General features: G+C 52.4%; 19 protein-coding genes and 1 pseudogene. 11 read left to right on the forward strand and 9 right to left on the reverse strand.

Translation table 11 applies throughout. From position 1 onward, the window contains the following. Positions 1-22: 22 nt before the first annotated feature. Genes dinG through Q4551_RS02725 form a run of 3 tightly spaced genes read right to left on the reverse strand, consistent with a single transcriptional unit; the run spans position 23 to position 4,623 of the window. The gene (dinG, locus tag Q4551_RS02715; protein ID WP_303431652.1) at positions 23-2,113 is read right to left on the reverse strand and encodes an ATP-dependent DNA helicase DinG; all 2,091 of its coding nucleotides are present in this window, start codon (positions 2,111-2,113) and stop codon (positions 23-25) included. Between the two features lie 6 nt (positions 2,114-2,119). Next, positions 2,120-2,977: a general secretion pathway protein GspB gene (locus Q4551_RS02720; RefSeq protein ID WP_303431653.1), complete on the reverse strand. Its 858-nt coding sequence runs from the start codon at positions 2,975-2,977 to the stop codon at positions 2,120-2,122. Next, positions 2,977-4,623, reverse strand: a complete 1,647-nt coding sequence (locus Q4551_RS02725) for an ExeA family protein (RefSeq protein ID WP_303431655.1) — start codon at positions 4,621-4,623, stop codon at positions 2,977-2,979. Before Q4551_RS02725 ends, Q4551_RS02720 begins: the two co-directional genes overlap by 1 nt. A gap of 299 nt (positions 4,624-4,922) precedes the next feature. Between Q4551_RS02725 and Q4551_RS02730 the strand changes: the two genes are divergently transcribed. After that, entirely contained in the window at positions 4,923-5,114 is a 192-nt protein-coding gene (locus Q4551_RS02730) for a hypothetical protein (RefSeq protein ID WP_303431656.1), read from the forward strand. Positions 5,115-5,384: 270 nt separating this feature from the next. Continuing rightward, a complete protein-coding gene (locus Q4551_RS02735; protein WP_303431657.1) occupies positions 5,385-7,211 on the forward strand; it encodes a sodium:proton antiporter in 1,827 nt (608 codons plus the stop codon). Between the two features lie 11 nt (positions 7,212-7,222). On the opposite strand, the gene Q4551_RS02740 is transcribed toward Q4551_RS02735, so the two are convergent. Together Q4551_RS02740 and Q4551_RS02745 are read right to left on the reverse strand one after the other, a co-directional pair. Continuing rightward, positions 7,223-8,335: a hypothetical protein gene (locus Q4551_RS02740; RefSeq protein ID WP_303431658.1), complete on the reverse strand. Its 1,113-nt coding sequence runs from the start codon at positions 8,333-8,335 to the stop codon at positions 7,223-7,225. A 200-nt stretch (positions 8,336-8,535) separates the two neighbouring features. After that, entirely contained in the window at positions 8,536-9,474 is a 939-nt protein-coding gene (locus Q4551_RS02745) for a 2-dehydropantoate 2-reductase (RefSeq protein ID WP_303431659.1), read from the reverse strand. Positions 9,475-9,790: 316 nt separating this feature from the next. Here Q4551_RS02745 and katG point away from each other — a divergent pair, with 316 nt between their 5' ends. Beyond that, on the forward strand, positions 9,791-11,977 hold the full coding sequence (gene katG / locus Q4551_RS02750; protein WP_303431660.1) for a catalase/peroxidase HPI: 2,187 nt from the start codon (positions 9,791-9,793) through the stop codon (positions 11,975-11,977). A gap of 230 nt (positions 11,978-12,207) precedes the next feature. Here the strand turns inward: katG and Q4551_RS02755 are convergent, their stop codons facing one another. Together Q4551_RS02755 and Q4551_RS02760 are read right to left on the reverse strand one after the other, a co-directional pair. After that, the gene (locus Q4551_RS02755) at positions 12,208-13,137 is read right to left on the reverse strand and encodes an SDR family NAD(P)-dependent oxidoreductase (RefSeq protein ID WP_303431662.1); all 930 of its coding nucleotides are present in this window, start codon (positions 13,135-13,137) and stop codon (positions 12,208-12,210) included. A 634-nt stretch (positions 13,138-13,771) separates the two neighbouring features. Next, the gene (locus Q4551_RS02760; RefSeq protein WP_303431664.1) at positions 13,772-15,949 is read right to left on the reverse strand and encodes a malate synthase G; all 2,178 of its coding nucleotides are present in this window, start codon (positions 15,947-15,949) and stop codon (positions 13,772-13,774) included. Positions 15,950-16,319: 370 nt separating this feature from the next. On the opposite strand from Q4551_RS02760, the gene Q4551_RS02765 reads away from it, so the two are divergent. The 8 genes and pseudogenes from Q4551_RS02765 to Q4551_RS02800 form a co-directional block, all read left to right on the forward strand. Next, positions 16,320-16,763: a transposase gene (locus Q4551_RS02765; protein WP_303431665.1), complete on the forward strand. Its 444-nt coding sequence runs from the start codon at positions 16,320-16,322 to the stop codon at positions 16,761-16,763. 326 nt (positions 16,764-17,089) lie between these two features. Further along, positions 17,090-17,488, forward strand: coding sequence for a GFA family protein (locus Q4551_RS02770; RefSeq protein ID WP_303431666.1), 399 nt, complete (start codon positions 17,090-17,092; stop codon positions 17,486-17,488). Between the two features lie 113 nt (positions 17,489-17,601). After that, positions 17,602-18,018, forward strand: a complete 417-nt coding sequence (locus tag Q4551_RS02775; RefSeq protein WP_303431667.1) for a hypothetical protein — start codon at positions 17,602-17,604, stop codon at positions 18,016-18,018. 69 nt (positions 18,019-18,087) lie between these two features. Beyond that, positions 18,088-18,522, forward strand: a complete 435-nt coding sequence (locus tag Q4551_RS02780; protein ID WP_303431669.1) for a 4-fold beta flower protein — start codon at positions 18,088-18,090, stop codon at positions 18,520-18,522. A 123-nt stretch (positions 18,523-18,645) separates the two neighbouring features. Beyond that, a complete protein-coding gene (locus Q4551_RS02785) occupies positions 18,646-19,626 on the forward strand; it encodes a DUF4917 family protein (RefSeq protein ID WP_303431670.1) in 981 nt (326 codons plus the stop codon). A gap of 148 nt (positions 19,627-19,774) precedes the next feature. After that, positions 19,775-20,188, forward strand: a complete 414-nt coding sequence (locus Q4551_RS02790; protein ID WP_303431672.1) for a hypothetical protein — start codon at positions 19,775-19,777, stop codon at positions 20,186-20,188. Positions 20,189-20,306: 118 nt separating this feature from the next. Further along, complete coding sequence (locus Q4551_RS02795; protein ID WP_303431673.1) at positions 20,307-21,248, forward strand: hypothetical protein; 942 nt, start codon at positions 20,307-20,309, stop codon at positions 21,246-21,248. Positions 21,249-21,254: 6 nt separating this feature from the next. Beyond that, a pseudogene (locus tag Q4551_RS02800) lies at positions 21,255-21,470 on the forward strand (integrase core domain-containing protein); the annotation flags it as partial. Positions 21,471-21,567: 97 nt separating this feature from the next. Here Q4551_RS02800 and Q4551_RS02805 read toward each other — a convergent pair. Both Q4551_RS02805 and Q4551_RS02810 read right to left on the reverse strand, forming a co-directional pair. Beyond that, positions 21,568-22,350, reverse strand: a complete 783-nt coding sequence (locus Q4551_RS02805; RefSeq protein ID WP_303431674.1) for a heme ABC transporter ATP-binding protein — start codon at positions 22,348-22,350, stop codon at positions 21,568-21,570. Continuing rightward, entirely contained in the window at positions 22,347-23,459 is a 1,113-nt protein-coding gene (locus Q4551_RS02810; RefSeq protein ID WP_303431675.1) for an iron ABC transporter permease, read from the reverse strand. Before Q4551_RS02810 ends, Q4551_RS02805 begins: the two co-directional genes overlap by 4 nt.

Here is a 23,459-nt window from a genome sequence, read left to right on the forward strand (position 1 = left end):
TCGATCCAACAGACACAGCGGCTCACATTCGCCGTAACGGCGGTAACGAATCCAGCAACAGCTTGCCATAACGGGTGGTCGTAAGGCGTCGGTCCAGAATACTGATACGGCCACTGTCGGTTTCCTTGCGAATCAGTCGGCCACAGGCCTGCACCAGCCGGATCGACGCCGCAGGCAAGGTCAGGTCCATAAACGGATTACGGCCGCGGCTTTCCAGCCATTCACTGGTGGCCGCCTGAATCGGATCATCCGGCACCGCAAAAGGAATTTTGACAATCACCACATGGGTCACGTAATGACCGGGCAAATCGATGCCCTCGGCAAAGCTGGCCAAACCAAAAATAATACTGCCTTCGCCCTTGTCGAGCCGTTCCTTGTGACGGCGTACGATTTCGCTTTTGGGTAAAAAACCCTGACACAACAAGGTTTCATACCAGTCCCGAATAAAAGTATCCCGCGTGGCTTCGAGCTGGGCACGGGAACTGAACAACACCAGCGTCCCCTGCCCCAAATCCAGTTGCGCTTTCATCCATTGCTCGATATCTGTCTGAAACTGATCACTTTTGGGGTCAGACCCCAACTGCACCACTTCCAGCTGGCCCAGATTCGGATAATCAAACGGACTGGCGACCCGGTGATACCCGGCCCAGTCCGGCAAGCCGGTTTCCCAGCTCAACTTGCCGAAGCTGTTTAGCGCCGTCAGCGTCGCCGACGTAACGACAGCCCCATGGCAGCGAGACCAGAGGTTTTTGCGCAACTGATCAGCCACCGCAATCGGTGAGGCACTGAGTTTGATATCCCAGTCTTCCCCAAACGGCGTTTTCGACAGCCAGCGCGCCACCGGGATCTCGCCTTCCTTCTCTTCTGCCGCCAACCAGGTGACGGCTTCCCATAAGGATTCCGCCCGCGCCAGCATCATACCCATGGGCGCTTGCCAGCTTTCAGCAATATCCAGACTGAACTCACCTTCACCTTTGGTATCCAGCGAGGCTTGCAACATATCGTTGAGCTTGTCGAGTCCTTGCAACAGCGGCTGCAAGGGTGCCTTGATGTTATTCAGCAGGTCCCGCAGGTTGTCCGGTATACGGCCGAACTCAAACCGCTGCCGGTCCCGTTCTCCCAACAGATCAAAAGCCAGCGGCCACAGCAGATTCAAATGGTTGTTCAACTCACGACACTGCTCCGGGGCAGCCTGCAAGGAATGCATGATCGAAGGTGGCAAACCGGTGGCCGCCACAAATTGCTCAATCCCCTGCTCCAGCTGCTTCAGCCATTGGCGCTGGGCGCGCACACCAAATTCCAGCCGGAAGTGATTCAAGGCCTTGTCGGCCAGGTGATGGCCTTCATCAAAAACATAAATGGTTTTTTCCGGGGCTGGCAGCACCGCACCACCACCCAGGCTGAGGTCGGACAACACCAGATCGTGGTTGGCAACAATAATATCGGCATCTTCCATCGCCCCCCGGGCTTTGAAAAAGGCGCAATTATCGAAGTGCGGACAACGACGGTTGGAGCATTCACGATGCGTTGCAGTGAGGTGACTCCATTGGTTATCGGCCACCTCGTCATCCCAACGATCCCGGTCGCCATCCCAGCCACCGCTGGCGTACTGGCTCAGCATCAGCTCGTACAGCTCGCGATCCTGTTCTTCCGGGGTTTGTTCAAACAGATCAACCGTCGACAGAATGCCGGACAGCTGTTGCAGGGATTTATCAAGTTTCAGCAAACACAGATAACGACCACGCCCTTTGGCCAGGGCGTACTGAAACGGCATGGAAATGGTTTCTTTCAGATTGGGCAGATCCTTGTCGAGAATCTGCTCCTGCAACGCTACGGTGGCAGTCGATATCAGCAGTTTCTTTTCCTGCTCAATGGCTACCGGCAAGGTTGCCAGCAAATACGCCAGGGTTTTACCGGTGCCGGTGCCCGCTTCCACCACCACAATGCCAGACTCGTTGTTACGCTCGCCCTTGTCATCGATGGTGATTGCCCCCAACGACTTGGCAATTTCAGCAATCATCACCCGCTGGCCATAACGGGGGGTCAGATCGAGCTTTTTGATGCACTCGCGATACAGGGCCTGAATACGCTCTTTGCTTTCTTGGCTTAACACTGCGTATTACTCCCCAATGGACTGCCAGCCGCTGTTACGGTTAATCGGAAATGGATAACCATCAACATCGAGCACCAGGCCGGATGACGTTATGGATTGCAAAAACACCCCTGGCACAATCATGTCGCCTTCGTACCACTGCCGACCGTTCATCGATACCGTGCGAGTGCTGCCATCCTGACTGTAAATATGCCCGGTAATCACCAGATCAGGGACTTTGCGTAGCGATGACAGCGGCGGCAAATGGCGGCGTTCAAGCGCTGAGGAGTCTGCCGCTGCCACTGCCGGTGGCTCCGGGGTATTGGCCTGCGTACTGACTTGCGTGGATTCTGGTGCTGCACTCTGCAGCGAAGCCTTCTCTGGCGGTGTCGCCGCTTCTACCACGACCGGTGGTGGCTGTGGTGTGACACTAACAGTGGTTGTTTCAGCCGTCTCTCTGGCTTTTGCCGGAACAAAATCGGTGGCACGAATGACTTCCGGGCGTAATTGTTGCGCTGATTCCACTGGAGGAACTGCCAACGGCGTCTCATTATTGATAGCGGCTACGACGCTGGGTTCCGATACAGAGCCTGTTGCTTCCGCAGTCGCAGGCACGGCAACGCTTTCCTCAACGTTTTCCTTAACGTTAATCTCCGCCACCACAGGCTCCATTCCGGGAGCTGGCACAGGCTCTGCACCCATAAAATACAGGGCAAACGCGCCCACTACGGCCAACAGAACAATCAGCACCAGACTCAAGGGCAAACGGGCCTCAACAACCGGCGTCGCCTCGGGCGTTACCAACAACGGCGCCAGCATGGCATCGTCGATACTGTCGGCGCGCTGCTGCTGTGATTTTTTCAGCGCATCCAGAATGTACGACATTATTGCGCCTCCTGCTGAGCCTGATAAGCTCGCCGTTGCAGATACAGCAGGGTTTGTGGGCCAATAATCCGGTCGGCCGTCAGCCCTTGGGATGCCTGAAACCGGGCGACCGCGTGACCCAACAGAGGATCATAAAAAGTTTTGTCCGGCCCAGCGGCCTGGGTATCACTGCCTGACGGGCCAATTCTTTGCCAGTCACCGTGCCATTCCACCCCCAGCTGCGCTCTCACCCAGGCAACCACCTCGGCGCTAGTGCCCTGACGGACCAAGCCATGATAACCCGCCGGTGCCTGCCAGATCAGCAAGGCCTTCAGTACCCGGTCCGGGCGTATCCGGGCGCTTTCAAGGTCGGTCAACAACTGCCATTGATCGTCATAAGACACCGCCACCTGATACTGCAATGGCTGTAACTGGGAGTAAGGCCAGGCGACCCATAAACATTGCCAGCCGCGACCTTGTAACTGATCGCAGTTTCCGGCCTCCAGTCCCATCGCCTGACTCAGATGTTCGGCTGCGGCCTGGCGCGGATCAATCGGGGGATTATCGATCAACGGAAGCGGAGCGACCGTGCTCTCTGATGCATTTGGATCTGCAACCGACTTGGCCAGCACAGGCGCTGCTTCAAGTGTTTTATCGCTATTGTTGCCGTTACCGGCCGAATCCCGTGTTCCATCCGCTGTCCCGACCGGGGTTATCCAACGCGCCAGCGTGGCACGCCAGGACGGCTCAACAACCAGTAATCCGATAGCAATCAGGAGCACGATCATCACACCCAGAGCCCCTGCCAGCGCAGCACCGGGCAATCTGCGGGTACGGACTTTGGGTATCGCGGCTTGGCTTGTATCCCCCAACACCTCGACCAGCGCCTGACGTGCAACCGGAGCATGAACGTCGTTATCACCCCGGGCATAGGCTCCCAGCAAAGCGCGGTCAGCAACACTGTTGATCAGACGAGGAATACCGCCGCAACCCCGGCAGATAATGCTCGCCGCGGCTTCATCAAACACCTGACGCTCACACCCCGCCGTTGCCAGCCGATGGCGCAGATAAGCATAGGTTTCGGTCTGACTCAGATGCTTGAGGTGATAACGGGCGGTAATTCGCTGGTTCAGCTGTCGCAATTCATGTCGCTGCAAGACGTCGCGCAACTCCGGCTGCCCTACCAGAATCAGCGTCAGTAATTTGTTGTCGCTGGTTTCCAGATTGGTTAACAACCGAATCTGCTCCAGCGATGGCACCGGCATGGCCTGTGCCTCATCAACAACACAGATAACCCGCTTGCCCTCGGCGTACCAGGCCAGCAACGAATGATTCAGCTGTTGGTACAGGGCCTGCTGACTGGCTTCGGCGGCATAAGTAATGTCCAGCTCGTCGCACAAGGCCTGCAACAACTCCCGTTGAGACAACTGCGGATTAAACAGATAAGCCGTTTTGATATTGTCGGGAGTCTGTTCCAGAAATGCGCGACACAAGGTTGTTTTTCCGGTTCCTACATCCCCGGTCAGACAGATCAGTCCGCCGTGCCCGGTCAGCGCATAATGCAAATGCGCCAGCGCCTCCTGATGCCCGGCCGACGGGAACAGAAAAGCCGGGTCTGGGGCAATGGTGAACGGGAAACGATCTAGGCTGAAATGGTCAAGGTACATGCAACGCCCGAGGAACAATAAAAGCGCGCATGATACCGGAATCGCCCCAACAAGCGTACCAGCGTCAGCCATGACCCAATCTTGACGCGGTTTGATTAATCAGCCGGATTCGTGCATTATAGTTCCATAATTGAAATCAATTAAAAGAAAAACAAAAGACATCCAAGCAAAAACAAGACAATCCGCTTATCTTCCCGATAGTCGTAAACTTTTTTCACGCCAGGCACTCAGTAACCCTGTCGCAACGGTTGATAACTCAATACTGACAATCAACCCACTGGCCAAATAACGAGGACACCATGACCCCCAAGTTCAAAATTGCCATCAACTCTTTCCTGTTTATTTCTGCCGCGTATCTGAACGTATCCACCCAGGCACAAGAATCAGAAGCCGTGAACCAATCCCAGGCAGAAGCCAGCTTCATGTCTGAAAAGTCTGAAAAAAACGCCCAGAAAAAATCCTCCTCAAACCTGACCTCTACCGACAACTAACAATAATAATCAGCTCTTGTTCATTCAGATAATCACGACGGCCCCAGTGCAGACACAACCTGTTTCTCTTTTGATGATGTAATGCGGTTACAGCAAAGATTGCCATAATTTATCAAAAGATAACGGTATAAAAGATACGGCCAACACCCATAAAAGATTACTCGCCAATGCTGCGATTAATCATGGCACTTACCCTGCCCCGCAGGCACCATAAGACTTTTCTTTTCCCCAATATGGACGGTGTTATCAGAGCCGCACAAGGAGTCTTCCATGGGTACCAGCCTGATACTGGCGCTGATTGCACTGACGGCTCTGGCATGCCAATGGCTCGCCTGGCGCAGCAATCTGCCCGCCATTCTGTTTCTGTTGCTGGCGGGGTTGTTTGCAGGCCCGGTGAGTGGCGTGCTGGTACCGGACGCCATGTTTGGCGAATTGCTGTTTCCACTGGTTTCGGTCTGTGTCGCCATCATCCTGTTTGAAGGCAGCCTGACCCTCGATCTGGCTGAAATACGCTCCCAACGCACGGTCGTCCGCCGCCTGATTACTCTTGGCGCACTGGTCACCTGGATTTTGGTCGCCTGCGCCAGCCGCTGGCTGTTTGCCCTCGACTGGTCGCTTGCGGTGCTGTTTGGTGCCCTGACGGTAGTAACAGGCCCCACCGTTATTGCTCCCATGCTGCGCACTGTCAGACCCAAGGCTGAACTGGGCAAGATCTTGCGCTGGGAAGGCATCCTGATTGATCCGATCGGAGCCTTGCTCGTGGTGGTGGTGTATGAATTTATTACCGCCCAGAATCAGGCCACCAGCGTCGCACTGACCTTTATCAAGGTGCTGGTTTCCGGCACCAGTCTGGGCCTGTTGGCAGGCTGGCTGACCGGCATTGCCCTTGCCCGCCGCTGGCTCCCGGAGTATTTACAGAACCTGGCGGTATTGGCCGCGGTACTGCTGGCGTTCTCTGTTGCCAATTACCTGGCCCATGAATCCGGACTATTGGCAGTCACTCTGATGGGCATGTGGCTCGCCAACCAGAAACATTTGCGACTGGCAGAAATCCTGCATTTCAAGGAAGACCTTTCGCTGCTGTTGATCAGTGGATTATTTATTCTGCTGGCGGCACGACTGGATCTGGCAGAAGTCACCCAATTGGGCTGGGCACCATTGATATTGCTGGCCCTGATGCAATTTGTCGCCCGACCACTCACTATCTGGGTGTCCGCTTTTGGCAGTGACCTGAGCTGGAAAGACAAAGCCCTGCTGGCCTGGATCGCACCACGAGGGATTGTTGCCGCGGCGGTTTCTGCGTTGTTTGCCATCAAGCTGCAACAACAAGGTGCGGAAGGGGCTGCCATGCTTGTTCCGCTGATGTTTTGTGTAATCTTCGGTACGGTGATTTTCCAGAGTGCGACGGCGCGCCCGGTTGCCCGTTGGCTGGGAGTGGTCGAACCGCCACCGGATGGCATCCTGATACTGGGAGCCAATCCGGTAGCCTGTGCCATTGCCAAAGAACTGGCCCGGCAGAATATCCAGGTTTTGCTGGCGGATTCCGTTTACGACAATGTTCGCCGCGCCCGTATGGCGGGGTTACCGATATTTTACGGCAGTCCAATGTCGGACTATGCCAGCTCCCGCCTCCCACTCACCGGGCTTGGCAAACTGATGGCGCTGTCGACCGACAACCATCTGAACACCATTGCCTGCATGCACTTTCGCGATGAGTTTGGCCTTGATCGGGTCTTTGCCCTGCACAGCCGGATATTGGCGCACAAGGAAATCAGCTCCAGCAAGCGGCGCCATAAAACCAAACATTACAGCGGTGAAGACCAGCGCGGCCTGCCGCTGTTTGATGCCGACCTGAGTTACAGCCAGTTTATCAACCTGCTGGCCAAGGGAGCCCGATTAAAAACCACCCGGCTGAGCCAACGTTTTACCTATGCGGATTTCAAAGCGAATCATGCCGACCGGTCTCATGTTTTGCTGGCAATCACTCCGGAAGGCAAAGTACGTATGAAACTGGCCGGTAAAACCTTGCGTCCCAAACCCGGCTGGCGAATTGTCAGCCTCTGCCTGCCGCCTTCTGAACCAGCGACAATGGCTTGAGTCACCAGAGATTACCAGTGGAACTGCCAACCCAGGGAAACATCCATATCCCGGGCCAGGCTGGAGCGAATATCATCAGTCGCCACGGCCAGTCGCATCCAGCGGCTGTTTAGCGAAACGCCCACTTGCGCGGTGCTGTAAACCGCCGCCCCGAGTTCAATACCCGCCAGCGGCTGCCAGCGTTTCTCAAGCCCGAGCCGATCATAGTCGCCATGGTGATAGGCCAGTATCTGCCCCTGCCAGGGCAGATACTCTACCGCTACTTCGACAGTCGAACGTAACCGGGCAACATAATCTTCCTGCCCCGACTTGCCCGATGCTGTCGCCGTGCTGCTGCAAACCTGCTGCGATGGTGAATTAAAGTTAATGCAGGCATCGGTATAACCGGAGTCCGCCAATTGCCAGCGGTTCAGAATATCGTGCAGCTGTACCGCCACTCGCCAGTATTCGCCATCACTCCATTCACTGGCCAGATCCAGGCTGATACCCCAGCCATTGTTGGGATCGACGTCATAATCCAGAATCTTGTCTTCGCTGAAATGATAATCCAGAGAAGCCGAGGCGGTTTCACTCTCACCGCCTTCGGCAACCCCCGATAGTGAGCCAAATTGCCATTCCGATACCCGATACACGGTGAGTGCCGGAGTCACTGACCACTGCCCTGCCAGCCCCAGTGCTGCACTGTCCAGCTGCCATTGCGCACCACTGCGTATCCCGCGGGCCACCAGCATTCGGGCATCAAGCGCCAAGACTTCATCCGCCGCCAGATCACTCCCTTGCTCCAGCGAATAATAATAACGGGACATCCCCTTGGAGAAAGACAAGTCGTAATGCCAGCGCTGCTGCCATTCGACAAAATAACGCTGCACACCGAGGTCGGCTTCACTCTGGCCAGAGCTCCAGCTCACCCCGACCTGCGCCCGGGCATCGGCATAAGCGTATTCACCGGCGCTAAATGGCCCATCCCAGCCGTTCACCATATCCAACACGGGTACCGGCTCCGAACTGGAAACCAGATCAACAGAGGAATACACAGAATCGGCGACAGCAAAGCAAGGGCCCAGTAACAGCCCCGTTGTGGTCAAAACCGAGACAGCCACCGGGACAAACGAGGTAACGCGCATGAAAGAACCAAACCCTATTCGTGGAAGGAGAGGAAAAGCCGCTCATTGGAACAAACCGCGACTGATTTGAAAACGCCGTTTACACAGCGTGTACTTTCATGATGTTTTACAACGTTCCGCCGTAACCAGTCGCAGTAACCAATTGCAAGGTCTGCCTCTGTGTCCGATCGCTACAAGGATGTGCTCAACCGATAACCAACTCAGCCTGCCTGCCGTGCAGCGATTTTATAACTGTAGGTCTGCAAGACAGCATGAGCCAGAGTCAGATTCGGTGCCGCCACGCCCATGGCCTCGGCCCGATGTAGCATGTCACCCACCACGTGCTCCCCTTCTATCGGCAAACCTTGTTGCATATCCCGGTACATCGACGCCGTAAACGATGACTTGGGATTGGTCAGCATCCGCTCAATGGCCGTAATGCCTTCCGCCGCCAACGGATAACCACTGGCCGCTGCGGTATCGGTGCACTCCCGGATGGTCGCCAACGCAATCGCGCCACCGGCCTCACTTTGCATATAGTCACCTACCGACCCTTGCAGCAGGCAGTTCAAGGCTCCCAACGGAGCCATCAGGCAGAATTTATCCCACATGGACTGCAGGATATGATGACCATCCCCCAGCGTAATACCGGCATCCGCAAACAAGGCCCGAATCTCAGTAACCGCCTTGTCTTGCGCTGCCGTACGGGCACCAACCGTGACCTGACTGCCCGGACTACGCACCACAACGGTATGAGTGTCGGCCAATGTCGCCACGGTTTTGGCGATCCCGCCCAGCACCTGCCCGGCACCAAAACTGGCATCCAGATCGTCCAGCTGCCGCAAGCCATTCAGCAACGGCAAAATCATCGTCTGCGCACTGACCAGCGGTCGGATATCTTTAATCACCTCCGCTAGCGAATAGGCCTTGTTGGTCAGCACAATCAGATCGAACGTCGCCGCCGATGTGGCCAATTGAGCCGCCGTGCAGCCACGCGGCTGAAAATCGAAGGTCTGATCAGGCAGTCGTACCGTCAAACCACTGGCCAATTCCAGCTGACGCTGCTGGCGAACCAGATACGTTACATCCACACCCTGGCGCTGCAACAGCCCACCGAACAAGCCTCCAACGGCCCCGGCTCCTACGATCAGTATTTTCATCGTCATCCCAATAATCGGTTATTCCATCACATATCATCACACTATACCGGCCCCCTGCCACGACACCAGCAAAGGCCCAACCGATTAGCATTAGCTATCAAGTGAATTTATTTTAATTGAATGAAGTTATAAATGGCTCAACTATAGTAACGACATCAGCAAGCGCAACGAGCCGATATTTATTGTGCCCAGAACGTCCTTTGCGGCGAACCTTTCTGAGCAGCAACAGACCAATCGTCGTGAGCCTGATTTCTTTCATCCGGCGTGGTTGCCATACACCGTTGCAACCACCCACCAGCAGAACCGGAGCTTCATCATGGACAATACGCAATCATCCGCGGGCAAATGCCCGGTCATGCATGGCGCAATGACATCCAGTGGTCAGACCAACACCGACTGGTGGCCGAATGCCCTGAATCTCGACATCCTCCACCAGCACGACAGCAAGACCAATCCACTGGGTGACGACTTCGATTACGCCGAAGCGGTCAAGCAACTGGACGTTGATGCCCTGAAAAACGACTTGCGCAAACTGATGACCGACAGCCAACCCTGGTGGCCCGCCGACTGGGGCAGCTACGTCGGCTTGTTTGCCCGTGTTGCCTGGCACTCTGCCGGTTCTTATCGCCTGTCCGATGGTCGTGGTGGCGGCGGCGCCGGCAACCAGCGTTTTGCGCCATTAAACTCCTGGCCAGACAACGTCAATACAGACAAGGGCCGCCGCTTGTTGTGGCCAATCAAAAAGAAATACGGCAACAAAATTTCCTGGGCCGACCTGATGCTGCTGGCCGGTACCATTGCCTACGAAGTCGCCGGGCTAAAAACCTATGGTTTTGCCTTTGGTCGCAAAGACATCTGGCACCCGGAAAAAGACACCTATTGGGGTGCTGAAAAAGAATGGCTGGCCCCCAGTGATGGCCGTTATGCCGATCTCGACCAGCCCGACACCATGGAAAACCCGCTGGCCGCGGTACAAATGGGCCTGATCTACGTTAACCCGGAAGGGGTTAATGGCCACCCCGATCCACTCAAGACCGCCGCCCAGATCCGTGAAACCTTCGCACGTATGGCCATGGACGACGAAGAAACCGCCGCCCTTACCGCCGGTGGCCACACCCTTGGCAAGTGTCACGGTAACGGCCGCGCCGAAGACCTCAGCCCGGACCCGGAAGCTTCCGACATTGAAGCCCAGGGCATGGGCTGGACGAACACCAAAGGCCGGGGCATTGGCCGGGATACCGTTGTCAGTGGTATCGAAGGTGCCTGGACCGCCAACCCGACACAATGGGACATGGGCTGGTTCGAAATGCTGTTTGGCCATGAATGGGAACTGAAAAAAAGCCCGGCAGGTGCCTGGCAATGGGAACCTTCCGCCATCGATACCGCCGATATGCCGGTTGACGTGGAAGATGCCTCCATTCGTCTTAACCCGATCATGACCGATGCCGATATGGCCATGAAAGTCGACCCGACTTACCGCAAGATCTGTCAGAAGTTCATGCAAGACCCAGAGTACTTCGCTGATTGCTTTGCCCGCGCCTGGTTCAAGCTGACGCACCGCGACCTGGGCCCCAAAAGCCGCTATATCGGCCCGGATGTACCGGCAGAAGACCTGGTCTGGCAAGACCCGATTCCTGCCGCCGACTACATCTTGTCAGATGCCGACATCGCCGAACTGAAAACCACGATTCTGGCCAGTGGCCTGAGCGTATCGGAGCTGGTGGCAACCGCCTGGGACAGCGCCCGCACCTACCGTGGATCTGACTACCGCGGTGGAGCCAACGGTGCCCGTATCCGCCTCGCCCCCCAAAAAGACTGGGAAGGTAACGAACCGGATCGTTTACAGAAAGTCCTCGATGTTCTGACCGGCATTCAGGCGCAATTCAGCCACCCCGTCAGCCTGGCAGACCTGATTGTACTGGGCGGCACGGCAGCGGTTGAAAAAGCAGCACAGGACGCCGGAGTCGATATCTCGGTACCCTTTGCTCCAGGTCGTGGTGATGCCACCGACGACATGACCGACGCGGCATCGTTCGACGTACTGGAGCCGATCCACGATGGTTTCCGTAACTGGGTGAAAAAAGACTACACCGTCAGTGTCGAAGAACTGATGCTCGACCGCAGCCAGTTAATGGGGCTTACAGCACCGGAGATGACGGTATTGATTGGCGGCATGAGAGTACTGGACACCAACTACGCGGGCACCAGCCACGGTGTATTCACCGACCGCAAAGGCGTCTTGAGCAACGACTTTTTTGTTAACCTGACCGATATGGCATACCAGTGGAAACCTGCCGGTAAAAACCTGTACCACATGGTGGATCGCGAAACCGGCGAAGTAAAATGGACAGCCACCCGCGTCGATCTGGTGTTTGGCTCCAACTCCATCCTGCGTGCCTACGCGGAAGTGTATGCCCAGGACGACAACCAGCAGAAGTTTGTCAAAGACTTCGCCAATGCCTGGGTCAAGGTCATGAACGCCGACCGCTATGATCTGAAGTAAACTCTGGTTAGAAACAGGCGAAGCAGCCAGACAGGATTCTGATGCCAGAGAGCGCAGAATCCTGCGTCAATCCTACACCAGGGTGGTTGATCACCTTGGGTCATTTGTATTCGCCAGTGAGCAGGATATGGCCCATCCGAAGGGTGAGATATGCGCCAGAAGGTCGGATGAGCTTTACGCGTGCCCCGTCCTGCACAGCAGGACGGGGCACGCGGTCTATCCACCAATCCTCAACTTGCGGTATACCCGCCGTCGATAACCAGCTTCTGGCCAGTAATAAAGGAAGCCTCGTCCGACATCAGGAACACCGCCGGCTTGGCGATTTCAGCCGGAACCCCCATGCGACCGCCGAATTTCCCGCGCGGGACGATATCTGCATCTTTCACCGGATCGTTACACAGCGGGTGCAGTGCCGCCAGCTGGGTGAAATCAAAGGCATCGGTTTCCAAAGTCTTCTCGTGCGACAACTTCTCTTTGTCGGTCGTGACAGCAGCCTGGAACAACGGCGTCATGATATAGCCCGGATTCACGGTATTCACCCGAATCCCGTATTCCGCAAACTGCAGTGCGAGAGCTTTCGACAGGCCGACAACGCCGTGTTTTCCCATCGTGTACTGGATCAGGTTGAAGCGTTCGATCAGCACCTCGCCTGTCTCTGCGTTCACCACCTTCGGGCGGCCGGCGACACCGTGGATGCTCGATACCAGCACGATTGAGCCCTTGATCCCGTGCTTCATCATCAGCCGTGAGCCGTAGAGCGCGGTATTGAACACCCCATCCTCGTTGATGCTCTGGATGAATTTTTTCGACTTCAGAACCGCCTCGGGGTCCTTGTCAAAATCCTCGGCCGTCGCCACACCGGCATTGGCCATGATGGCATCAACCCGGCCATAGGTATTCTCGGTAATCTCGAAAAGCTGCTCGACATCCTTTGGATTGGACACGTCGGTATGCACGTAGAGCGCATGCCCGGCGCCATATTCCTCGTTCAGGGTCTTGGCAAACACCTCGCCCAGCTCGTCGTTGATATCGGAAATGACGACTCCCTCGGCCCCTTCGGCCAAGGCTTCGCGGACTGTTGCCGAGCCGATGGAATCGAACCCGGGAATGACCGAAACGGCCCCCGTTACCACAACAACCTTGCCAGTCAACTTACCCATCTTGAATACTCCTTTGGTTGAGATATTGGCAAATACATGCGGCGGTGTGGCCACCTTGACCCTCATCAGGTTCCGGAAGCCTCATGCAGCGCAAGGGCCTGGAACTCCCCTTTCCGCACGTTTTACCTCGGTTCTCGGCGCCTTTGCACCGACGGTCCGGATCGCCGGCCGCGGTGTTTTCTACTTGAAGGCACGTCATGACCCTGTTTTTCCAAACAAGGTCGGAACTGCAGCCAAACCACAGTAAAAACTGTCAGGTCCAGTGATATTTTACGCCTGCATACTACCTGTATCCATATCCCATCCTGCGAGACTGCGGCTATTATCACGTAATCCGACGGACCGGAGGAAAGACGAGAAAGACGAGAAAGACGAGAAAGACGAAATGAGCTTGCGCGCAGACGGACACAAAAACCGGCAACGCATTATTGATACGTCTACACGTGCGGGCGTGCTCTACCCCCATGCCATGCGGATATCATCGGTCACAAGAGGTCCTTTGGGTTTCGATCAATGGAGCTTGCTTTACCAGTCATCTGGACAGCCCCAAAAAACAAAACCCCGATCAGCTACGCCAATCGGGGTTTGTTTGTGTCACCGTATCACCCGGCATTCCGGGTCAACAGACTACAGACTACAGGGCAGCCTTGTACTTCAGACGGTAAGCGTGCAGCAAAGGCTCGGTATAACCGCTCGGTTGCTCTTTACCTTTGAAGATCAGGTCAGACGCAGCCTGGAAGGCAATGCCGTCCAGCGCCGGAGTCATGGCGGTGTATTCCGCATCACCCGCGTTCTGGCCATCCACGATAGCGGCCATACGCTTGAGGCTGTCTTCAACCTGCTCTTTGGTACAGACGCCGTGTTCCAGCCAGTTGGCAACGTGCTGGGAAGAGATACGCAAGGTTGCGCGGTCTTCCATCAGGCCAACGTTATTGATATCAGGCACTTTGGAACAACCAACTCCCTGGTTAACCCAACGCACAACATAACCCAGAATACCCTGACAGTTATTGTCGATTTCACGCTGGATCTGCTCTTCCGTCAGTGCAGCTTGCTGCTCTCCACTCATCAACGGGATGGTCAGGATATCGTCAACCGATGCAAAATCACGTTTCTTCAGCTCTTCCTGTACCGCAAAGACATCCACTTGATGGTAATGCAACGCGTGCAGGGTAGCGGCTGTTGGCGAAGGCACCCAGGCGGTGTTGGCACCGGCTTTTGGATGGCCGATCTTCTGCTCCATCATCTGGCCCATTTCATCCGGAATGGCCCACATGCCTTTACCGATCTGGGCACGACCTTGCAGACCGTATTTCAGACCAGTATCAACGTTCCAGTTTTCATAGCTGTTGATCCACAACTGCTGCTTCATGGTGGTTTTGGGTACAAAAGCCCCTGCCAGCATGGACGTGTGGATTTCATCACCGGTGCGATCCAGGAAGCCAGTGTTGATAAAGACAACCCGGTCTTTGGCAGAACGAATACATTCGGCCAGGTTAACCGTGGTGCGACGCTCTTCGTCCATGATGCCCATTTTCACGGTAAACCGTGGCAGACCCAGAGTATCTTCTACCCGGCCAAACAGTTCGTTGGCAAATGCCACTTCTTCCGGGCCGTGCATTTTCGGTTTTACGATATTGACCGAACCCGTGGTGCTGTTCTGGAACGGGGCATTGCCGTTCAGGTCATGCATGGCGCACAAGGTCGTGACCATGGCATCCATGATACCTTCCGGCACTTCGTTACCGTCTTTGTCGAGCATCGCCGGGTTGGTCATCAGATGGCCAACGTTACGAATAAACAACATCGAGCGGCCTTTCAGCTTCACGCTGTCGCCATTCAGACCGGTGTATTCACGATCCGGATTCATACGACGGGTAAAGGTCTTGCCGCCTTTGGTGACCTGTTCTTCCAGGTTACCTTGCATCAGACCAAGCCAGTTGCCATAGGTGATGACTTTATCTTCCGCGTCTACCGCCGCAACCGAGTCTTCACAATCCATAATGGTGGTCAGAGCCGATTCCATCAGGATATCTTTGACTCCGGCAGAATCAGTGGCGCCAACCATGCTGCTGGCGTCGATTTGCAGTTCAAAGTGCAAGCCGTTGTTAACAAACAGAATCGCCGTCGGTGCCGCCGCATCGCCCAGGAAACCTTGCAATTGCGCTGCATCGGCCAAACCAGTGGTCGAACCGTCTGCCAGCGTAACCTGCAACTGACCGTCAACAATGGTATACGCGGTGCTGCCAACGTGTGAGCCGGTCGCCAGCGGAATCGCCTGGTTCAGGAAATCACGGGCATAAGCAATTACCTTGTTACCACGTACTTCGTTATAGCCTTTGCCTTTTTCGGCGCCACCATCTTCAGCAATCACATTGGTGCCGTACAACCCATCGTACAGCGAACCCCAACGGGCATTGGCGGCGTTCAGCGCAAAGCGGGCGTTCATCACAGGAACTACCAGCTGCGGGCCTGCCATCTGGCCGATTTCCGGCTCGACGTTTTGGGTTTCTGCTTCAAATTGATCCGCTTGTGGCAGCAGATAGCCTATCTCTTGCAGGAATGCTTTGTATTCTTCTGCGTTGTGAGGCTGACCTTTACGCTCGGTGTGGTACAGATCAATCCTGGCTTGCAGGTCGTCACGCTTGGCCAGCAACTGACGGTTTTTAGGGGCCAAGTCGTTGACCACTGCATCAAATCCGGCCCAGAAAGCATCGACATCCACGCCGGTGCCAGGAATTGCTTTTTCATTTACGAAGTCATACAGGGCTTGGGCAATCTGAATGCCACCCTTCTGAACGTATCCAGTCATTTTTGGGCCTCTATGGTCATAATAGCTCCGGCAAAATACAGCTTGGGTACCGGAGTAACTCAGGAACTCGCGAGCTATATTGCCCGCTTATGTTAATCATTAATACAGCGGCCAGTATAGCCGTCCATCCCTCACCCTGATAACCGGTATGAAGGACATACTTGCCATTCATCAAACAAATAGAAGATAACGGTATAATTAAGATTGGGCGACCAAAACAGCGCAGCCACCGCCTCACGATCAATCAGCATTCCTCTGGGCATCCCTTTGATCGTTGCTTCAATGTTATATCCAGCAGGCTGTTGATTTTATCCCTGCTGCCTACTGGCTTCGGTAAAATGCTCTTTTTCAATGAATTCCCGGACTCCTCATGCGTGGCGCTGACATTACTCAGGAGCCTTTGTTCACCACCATCAGACTAGATGAACGGGTTCCAGACGATCATCCTTTACGATCCATCAAAACCCTGTTCGACCAGGCGCTCACCCACATCGATTGGAAACTCAGCCTGATCTATTCCGAGCGTGGGCGGGAATCCATTCCTCCGGAGCGTTTATTGAGAGCCTTGCTGCTGCAAATCCTTTTCAGTATTCGCAGCGAACGGCAGCTGGTCGAGCAGATTCAGTACACCTGCTCTATCGCTGGTTTGTCGGCCGGAGCATTGATGAAGCCCCATCTCTTTGGGATGTCTCCGCTTTTGCTAACGAATAAAGAACCGAATCCAGCAAACACAGGTTTTCTCGGTTCGCAGGCTGTAGCCGCGGGTGCACATAAAGTGGCGAATGCCATTGAGAAAGGGGCTGGAAGTCATTGATCACTCCTTGATCTGATGTGTATATATATCCAGTATAATTGAAAGTTGCCCAAATCAATGCGCGCTTTTTCAGAAGCCTTGCGCGCTTTCTCGGACGTTGTTATCGTTAAGGTATTGATATACGGAAATTTGTTGCGCAGGTTGACAGATTAATGCGCAAGGCACACAGGAGTTAATGCGCATGCTCACTTTCACAGAATGGACTGATCTGGAAATGGATTTTACTTCCTATTATTCAAGTAGTTACGGTAATTTCCCAGAAACCGACTTGCCCAGAAACCGCGCATGCGCACTAATAAACTGTTATCAATCAAGGGAATGAATCCATGAAACAAACAGGAAGTTGCCTCTGTGGGGGCGTTCAATACGAAATCAACGGGCCATTGACAGATGTTCTGCACTGTCATTGCTCAATGTGCAGGAAGCTTCATGCATCTGCCTTCAGAACCCGTGCTAGGGTCAACTCCTCGGATTGGCATACCATACAGGGCCAAGAGTTGATAAAGTTTTATGAATCATCACCGGGTGAGCATAAAGGCTTTTGCTCTAACTGTGGTTCCAGCCTCTACACGAAATTCGATGCACACCCAGAGGTTTATGGTTTCCCGCTAGGGACACTGGATACTGACCCCGGCGTGCAGGCTGAGCGCCATGTATTTGTAGGTAGTAAGGCCGCCTGGTTTGAGATCACAGACGATTTACCTCAATACACAGAATATGATTGACGCCGTGATAACAAGGCAATGAAATTCGTTCTGGCCCTTTGGGCCTCCACCGGACCCAAAAAGCTACGCTTTTAGGTCCGTTTATTGCGACGTTATGCAATAAGGAGAAAATGGTGCTAAAACCAGTAATACAGGAAGAAACTACAGGCTGCGGAATTGCATCGGTGGCCAATGTTCTGGGTAAAACCTACTCGGAAATAAAGGCCTTAGCGAACGCTATGGGTATCTATGCCGAAGATAAATCTCTTTGGTCCGATACTCAGTATGTCAGGAAGATGTTGTCCAGTGCCGGAGTCGAGACATCTCCCGATGAAATTCCTTTTGAATCATGGAGTGATCTGCCTGATCTGGCACTACTGTCTATCAAGCATCATCAGGAAGGTGGTAAAAATTTCTGGCATTGGGTTGTTTTCAAGCGTCTGAAAGGCCAAGAGTTTGTCTTGGATTCAGCAAGTTACCTGCCTTCCAACATTAGGACTGACTTCGATGAAATGCAGCCCAAGTGGTTCATTGAGGTCATGAATGCATAACAATGCCATCAAAACGACGCTCGTACCTCGCGCGTTTTATGGCTGGCGTTATAGGCCATGGAGGTTACCGTGAAAAAAATACTTTTAGCAATATTGCTCCTAAACGCTTCCAGTGTTTTTGCTGAAAGTGAAATCACGCTTTTTGCGGCTAGCGGTGATGCATCGGCTTATATAGCACTGAATGAGGAGCTAACTATATATTTGTGGTCAGGTGAGCCTGTTGCTTATTTAACTGAGGATAGCTCTGGCGGCTATCATGTCTATGGGTTTAATGGAAAACATCTGGGTTGGTTTGTTGGCGGCGTAGTAAGGGATCATAAAGGAGACGCTGCGTGCGGAAAAAAGGAAGTAATGCAATCGACGAAGTATGAGCCTTATAAATCGTATAAACAATATAAGCCATATAAAGCCTACAAAGAATATGCACCATATCGCCCCTATTTTTCGAACAACTTTGGCCAATTACCATGCAATTTTCTGTTGGCGTCTGGCTCTGCCAACTAGCCTATAACAAGTCAATCCAGCCGACCGCTAACGCGTCGGCTGATTGAGGCGTTAGCAAGCCAGTTAATCATCCTAAGTTAGTATGTTAAAGCCATCATCTATATATAAAAATGAGAACATATAATGCCATTAGAAACATTCGACGATAAAATTAACGCACTTGGACAAGGAGAAAAACCATCTGTTTTATTAGCTAATGGCTTTTCTCAAGCATGGGATCACAACATTTTCAATTATCAAAACTTACTTCAACAAGCAAACTTTGGAGTTCGTGATGCGACTATTAGAGATATCTTTAATAATTTTAATACTTTTGACTTTGAAAAAGTAATGAGAGCGCTTGAGGCCACAGAAATTGTATGTGATAGCTATGCAGTCGATCAGGTTAAAATTGATGAAATTAAGAATGACCAAGAGCAATTAAAAAGTTCGCTTATTCAGGTTATTTCACAAACGCATCCCTTGAGATCAAGCAATATAACAACTCAACAATATGAGAGTGCAAAACCTTTTATTATTCAGTTTGAGAATATTTTTACACTGAATTATGATTTACTACTTTATTGGATTGTTAATAAGTTTGATATTGATCCACAAGGTTATCATACAGATGACGGCTTTCGTCACACTACTTGGGAAAATGCCGAAGATCAGAATGTCTATTTTTTACATGGAGGTCTTCACATTTATGATGATGACACTCTTATTAAGAAGCATGCCTTCAGAGGTGATGCAGATATCAGCATAGTTGATCAGGTTAGAAATAATTTGAACCAAGGAAAGTTCCCTTTATTTGTTTCGGAGCCAACGTGTGAAAAAAAGCTTGCTCGTATTGAGCATAACCCTTATTTAAGCTCTTGTTTCAGGGCATTGAAAAAGCTAAGTGGGCCTCTGTTTATACATGGGCATTCAATGGCTGATAATGATCAACATATTTTTAATCAAATAAACAAAAGTGGAGTGGATAAGGTCTTCATTAGTATTTTTGGTGATGAACATACGGAGCAAAATAGAGAAACAATGGCTAACGCTAGGCGTTTCATTGATACAAGGCAGATCAATATAGAATTCTATGACGCTGCCAGTGCACCAATCTGGCCTTAAACATAGTGTTTAACAGATAAAACTTGCTAACAAGAGCTTCAAGTCGGAACAAAAACAGTTGGCTTTGTTTCGTACCTCAACAATTATAACCAACTATTTTTGCCCGCTTAAGCTAGGCGTTAGAGGGCTATCGAACCGATGGTGAACTATGGAAAATAAAAAAATTAAATGGCTGATTTATACAGTGCTAGTTGGATTAATTCCTATTATTTCCAGATTTTTGGTATGGGGAGTAACACAATCTGGAATAGTGAATTTATTAGCTGCATCTGACGTTATTGCTTTCGGGCTAATCCTGCATATATCCAACATTAATGAAATAGAGCATTTGAGTGATTCTGATAAATCTTGGAAAACCATACAAAATGGAACGTCTATTTTGTTCATCGCCCTGTACAGCGTGCTTTTTTGTCTAACGATGTTAAGTGAAGGCATTTCTGGCTTTGTTGATTCCCAGGTTATAAAGTTATGTGTGATAGCCTTGGCATTGATTTCATTTTCTATTAGTTTTTCCGTATTCCACAGAATATCAAATATTCAGAAATCGGAGGTTGCCCAATGACTACTCTTATTATAGTGGTTACAGCAACTATCGGTGTTATTGGAGTCGGTGTAGTTGCGTGGTCAATTCTCGATACGAGAAAAAAGTACTTTGATGAGTACATAAAAAGGAAGAGAAAATGATCAAGAGTTTTATATATCTAGATGAAGAAAAAATGTACTCCCTGTCATCTCAGATATTTGAGGGAATCACAGAGTATGTTCTCAATGAATCCGGATCTGAAAATCAAGAGTCTGAAACTCAAAAAGGACCAGTAGGAAGCGGCAAAGTATTAGCTGATGTAATAAAAAATACCAACAAATCTACTGAAAAGAAATTTCTACATGATTATTCACTGACTGTGTTCGAACGATATTTAGAGGATAAAGGAAGAATACTTGATTTGTCTGCACCATCAATAGATTTGGATGATTTGAAAGTCTCCATAAATGACTACTCATTTATCAAAGTTAAAGCTAGAGCGATTTTTAGTGATGTAGATAAGATTACAGAACTGTTTACAGAGTTTAATACTATTGGTGAAGCTCTAGCTCATATTGGAGCACATGAAAATATTCAAAATTTAAAGCAGCAGCTTGATGATATTAAGGGGCAAACCAATGATAGGAATAAAAAGTCGAAATTGGACGCGGAGTACAAAAAATTAACAAACATATCCAAATTAGCAAAAGAGCAGGGGCTTTATCAAGATCCAAAATTCATGAGTAACCTTGCCCTGCTTACAAAGTATGGTTTCTCAGATCAATTTGAGATACAACAGACTTGTGGTCAGGTTATTTTTACTTCTTGCCTAAAGAAAGAGTTTTTAAGGGAAAAGGAAGATTTACTGGTAAAGAAATATTCAAGAAAAACAGAAAAGGAAGTTGTTGTATTTGGCATTATCTCACAGGCCTTCTCTGCTAATGAGCCAGAGATTAATGACGACCAGGACTTCTCTAACATGAAGGCTGCTTTAACGAATATTGTTGAACACCTAACGACTATTGAAAATTCCATTTCTGGAAAACAAAAAAATGAAATCGTCATCGATCCTATTGCGGCATACTTTGAAGTGCAGTAGCCCTCTAACTGCTGGGATAACGCACCGATGGAAAGACTGTTCCGAAGTCTGAAATCTGAGTGGATACCGGCCCTAGGCTATCGCAACCTAGACGAGGCCAAGAAGGATGTTGGTGGTTATCTGATGGACTACTACAACCGGCAGCGACCTCATACATTCAACGACGGCATTTCGCCCGTTGCAGCTGAGGAAAACTTTAAAATACTGTCCGGGATTAGTTGACCACTACAACCAGCCGATACTCCAGAGAAAATCAGCTGACGCAAACCGCCTGGCCCTTTGACCCCTTGCTACCTTAACGACTTTTAACTAACGACTTTTAACGGCTTTCGAGCCACTGTTGATTAACGCGGGCATATTGGCGCGACAAGGCCGAAGACATATCGTAACAGGCCGACAGCACCTCCGCGTCACACAACAAGCTGGCCTCTCCGGCCGCCATCACCCGACCGTCCCGTAACAACATCACCCGGTCAGCCCAGGATGCCGCCAGCGCCACATCGTGCATCACGGCCAAAGCCCCGATGGCCGGGCCAACCATAGAGCTGACCAGATCCATCACCTCATGCTGATGGGCCGGGTCCAGCGCCGAGGTGCATTCATCCAGCAGGATATAAGCCTGCTGGCCATTACTTTGGTACTGGTAATGCCAGAGTTGTAACAGCACCCGCGCCAATTGCACCCGTTGCTTTTCCCCGCCGGATAATTGCGGATAAAGACGATGCTGCAAATGATGCACTTCTGTGGCTTTCATAACCTCTTGTTGCCATTCCAGGGTCTGCTGTTCGTCTCCCCAGGGAGAACGCCCCATCGCCACCACTTGCCAGACCCGGAACGGAAACACCAATTCCACCTGCTGTGGCATCACGGCGATACGCTGCGCCCGTTGTTCTGGCAACAGCTCCTTCAGACTATCGGCACCCAGCCACACTTGCCCGTCGTAGTCGGTATTCTCGCCACACAAACAGGATAGCAAGGTTGATTTTCCGGCACCGTTCGCACCCAGTACCGCCAGCCGCTCACCAGTGCATAACACCATGGAAGCCGAGTCCAGCAGCGTACTTCGCCCCTTAACGACCGATACCGCATCAGCCCGGATCATCGTGACTGCCCTCCATTCTGCTGCATCAACAACAGCAGGAAAACCGGCCCACCCAGGAGCGCCATGACCAGCCCGACCGGTAAATCGGCCGGGGCCATCCAGGTGCGGGCCAGCGAATCAGCCAACAGCAACAGCAATGCTCCGCCCATCGCCGCCGCCGGAATCAGGCCACGATGATCAGAGCCCATTACCATGCGCAACAGATGCGGCACCACCAGGCCAACAAAACCGATAATACCGGCTACCGCGACTCCGGCTCCTACCATCAAGGCTGCGAAAGCCAGCAACCAGCGTTTCGAACGCTGCACATCAAAACCCAGATGAATCGCCACTTGTTCGCCCATCAACAGCGCGTTCAGAACCCGTCGATAACGCAGGCTCAGCAGTAACGGCACACCAATCAATCCGGTCAGGGCGGCCACATCCTGCCAGCGACCACTGGCCAGACTGCCCATCGACCAGAACGTCATATCCCGCAGTTGCTGATCGTCAGCGGCATAGGTCAACACCCCGGTTGCGGCGCCAGCCAGTACATTGATGGCGACCCCCGCCAGCAGCAGCATTCCTACCTGGGTTTGGCCACCACGAGTCCCCAGCCGATAGATCACCAGCGTCACACCCAGCCCACCCATAAAGGCGGCCAGTGGCAATGCCAATGGCCCGGTCAGCGACACCCAGCCAGAGAGCAATGTTTCGTTCAGCACAATAACAGCCACAGCGGCCAACGCCGCGCCACTGGACACCCCAATGAGGCCAGGATCTGCCAGCGGGTTACGAAACACTCCTTGAGTAATAACGCCTGCCACCGCCAATCCTGCGCCGACAATCATCGCCAGCAAGGCCCGCGGCAACCGCAGTTCACGCACTACCCAGTCGTTGGCTGACCCGATCGGGGCAAAGGTGATCGCTCGTTGCAAACTCGACCAGACGTCATTAACGGCCACCGACACCGGTCCAATCGTCAATCCCAGAAGGAATACCAGTACCAGCACCACAGCCATCAGCAATAACACCAATCGCTGACCGGTCGCGCCCTGCGCCACAATCGACTCACGCCAACTATAAACAACATCACTCAGACGCCGGGAGAACAACAGAGCACGCATCAT

It is taken from the genome of Oceanobacter sp. 5_MG-2023, assembly GCF_030548165.1.
Classification (GTDB): domain Bacteria; phylum Pseudomonadota; class Gammaproteobacteria; order Pseudomonadales; family Oceanobacteraceae; genus Oceanobacter.

Excerpts from the sequence above, each read along its gene's own strand:
- katG (WP_303431660.1), top strand. The coding sequence starts at position 9,791 with ATGGACAATACGCAATCATCCGCGGGCAAATGCCCGGTCATGCATGGC.
- Q4551_RS02725 (WP_303431655.1), bottom strand. The coding sequence starts at position 4,623 with ATGTACCTTGACCATTTCAGCCTAGATCGTTTCCCGTTCACCATTGCC.
- Q4551_RS02730 (WP_303431656.1), top strand. The coding sequence starts at position 4,923 with ATGACCCCCAAGTTCAAAATTGCCATCAACTCTTTCCTGTTTATTTCT.
- Q4551_RS02755 (WP_303431662.1), bottom strand. The coding sequence starts at position 13,137 with ATGGGTAAGTTGACTGGCAAGGTTGTTGTGGTAACGGGGGCCGTTTCG.
- Q4551_RS02785 (WP_303431670.1), top strand. The coding sequence starts at position 18,646 with ATGCCATTAGAAACATTCGACGATAAAATTAACGCACTTGGACAAGGA.
- Q4551_RS02765 (WP_303431665.1), top strand. The coding sequence starts at position 16,320 with ATGCGTGGCGCTGACATTACTCAGGAGCCTTTGTTCACCACCATCAGA.
- Q4551_RS02770 (WP_303431666.1), top strand. The coding sequence starts at position 17,090 with ATGAAACAAACAGGAAGTTGCCTCTGTGGGGGCGTTCAATACGAAATC.
- Q4551_RS02740 (WP_303431658.1), bottom strand. The coding sequence starts at position 8,335 with ATGCGCGTTACCTCGTTTGTCCCGGTGGCTGTCTCGGTTTTGACCACA.
- Q4551_RS02760 (WP_303431664.1), bottom strand. The coding sequence starts at position 15,949 with ATGACTGGATACGTTCAGAAGGGTGGCATTCAGATTGCCCAAGCCCTG.
- Q4551_RS02720 (WP_303431653.1), bottom strand. The coding sequence starts at position 2,977 with ATGTCGTACATTCTGGATGCGCTGAAAAAATCACAGCAGCAGCGCGCC.
- Q4551_RS02805 (WP_303431674.1), bottom strand. The coding sequence starts at position 22,350 with ATGATCCGGGCTGATGCGGTATCGGTCGTTAAGGGGCGAAGTACGCTG.
- Q4551_RS02735 (WP_303431657.1), top strand. The coding sequence starts at position 5,385 with ATGGGTACCAGCCTGATACTGGCGCTGATTGCACTGACGGCTCTGGCA.
- Q4551_RS02745 (WP_303431659.1), bottom strand. The coding sequence starts at position 9,474 with ATGAAAATACTGATCGTAGGAGCCGGGGCCGTTGGAGGCTTGTTCGGT.
- Q4551_RS02810 (WP_303431675.1), bottom strand. The coding sequence starts at position 23,459 with ATGATGCGTGCTCTGTTGTTCTCCCGGCGTCTGAGTGATGTTGTTTAT.
- Q4551_RS02795 (WP_303431673.1), top strand. The coding sequence starts at position 20,307 with ATGATCAAGAGTTTTATATATCTAGATGAAGAAAAAATGTACTCCCTG.
- Q4551_RS02790 (WP_303431672.1), top strand. The coding sequence starts at position 19,775 with ATGGAAAATAAAAAAATTAAATGGCTGATTTATACAGTGCTAGTTGGA.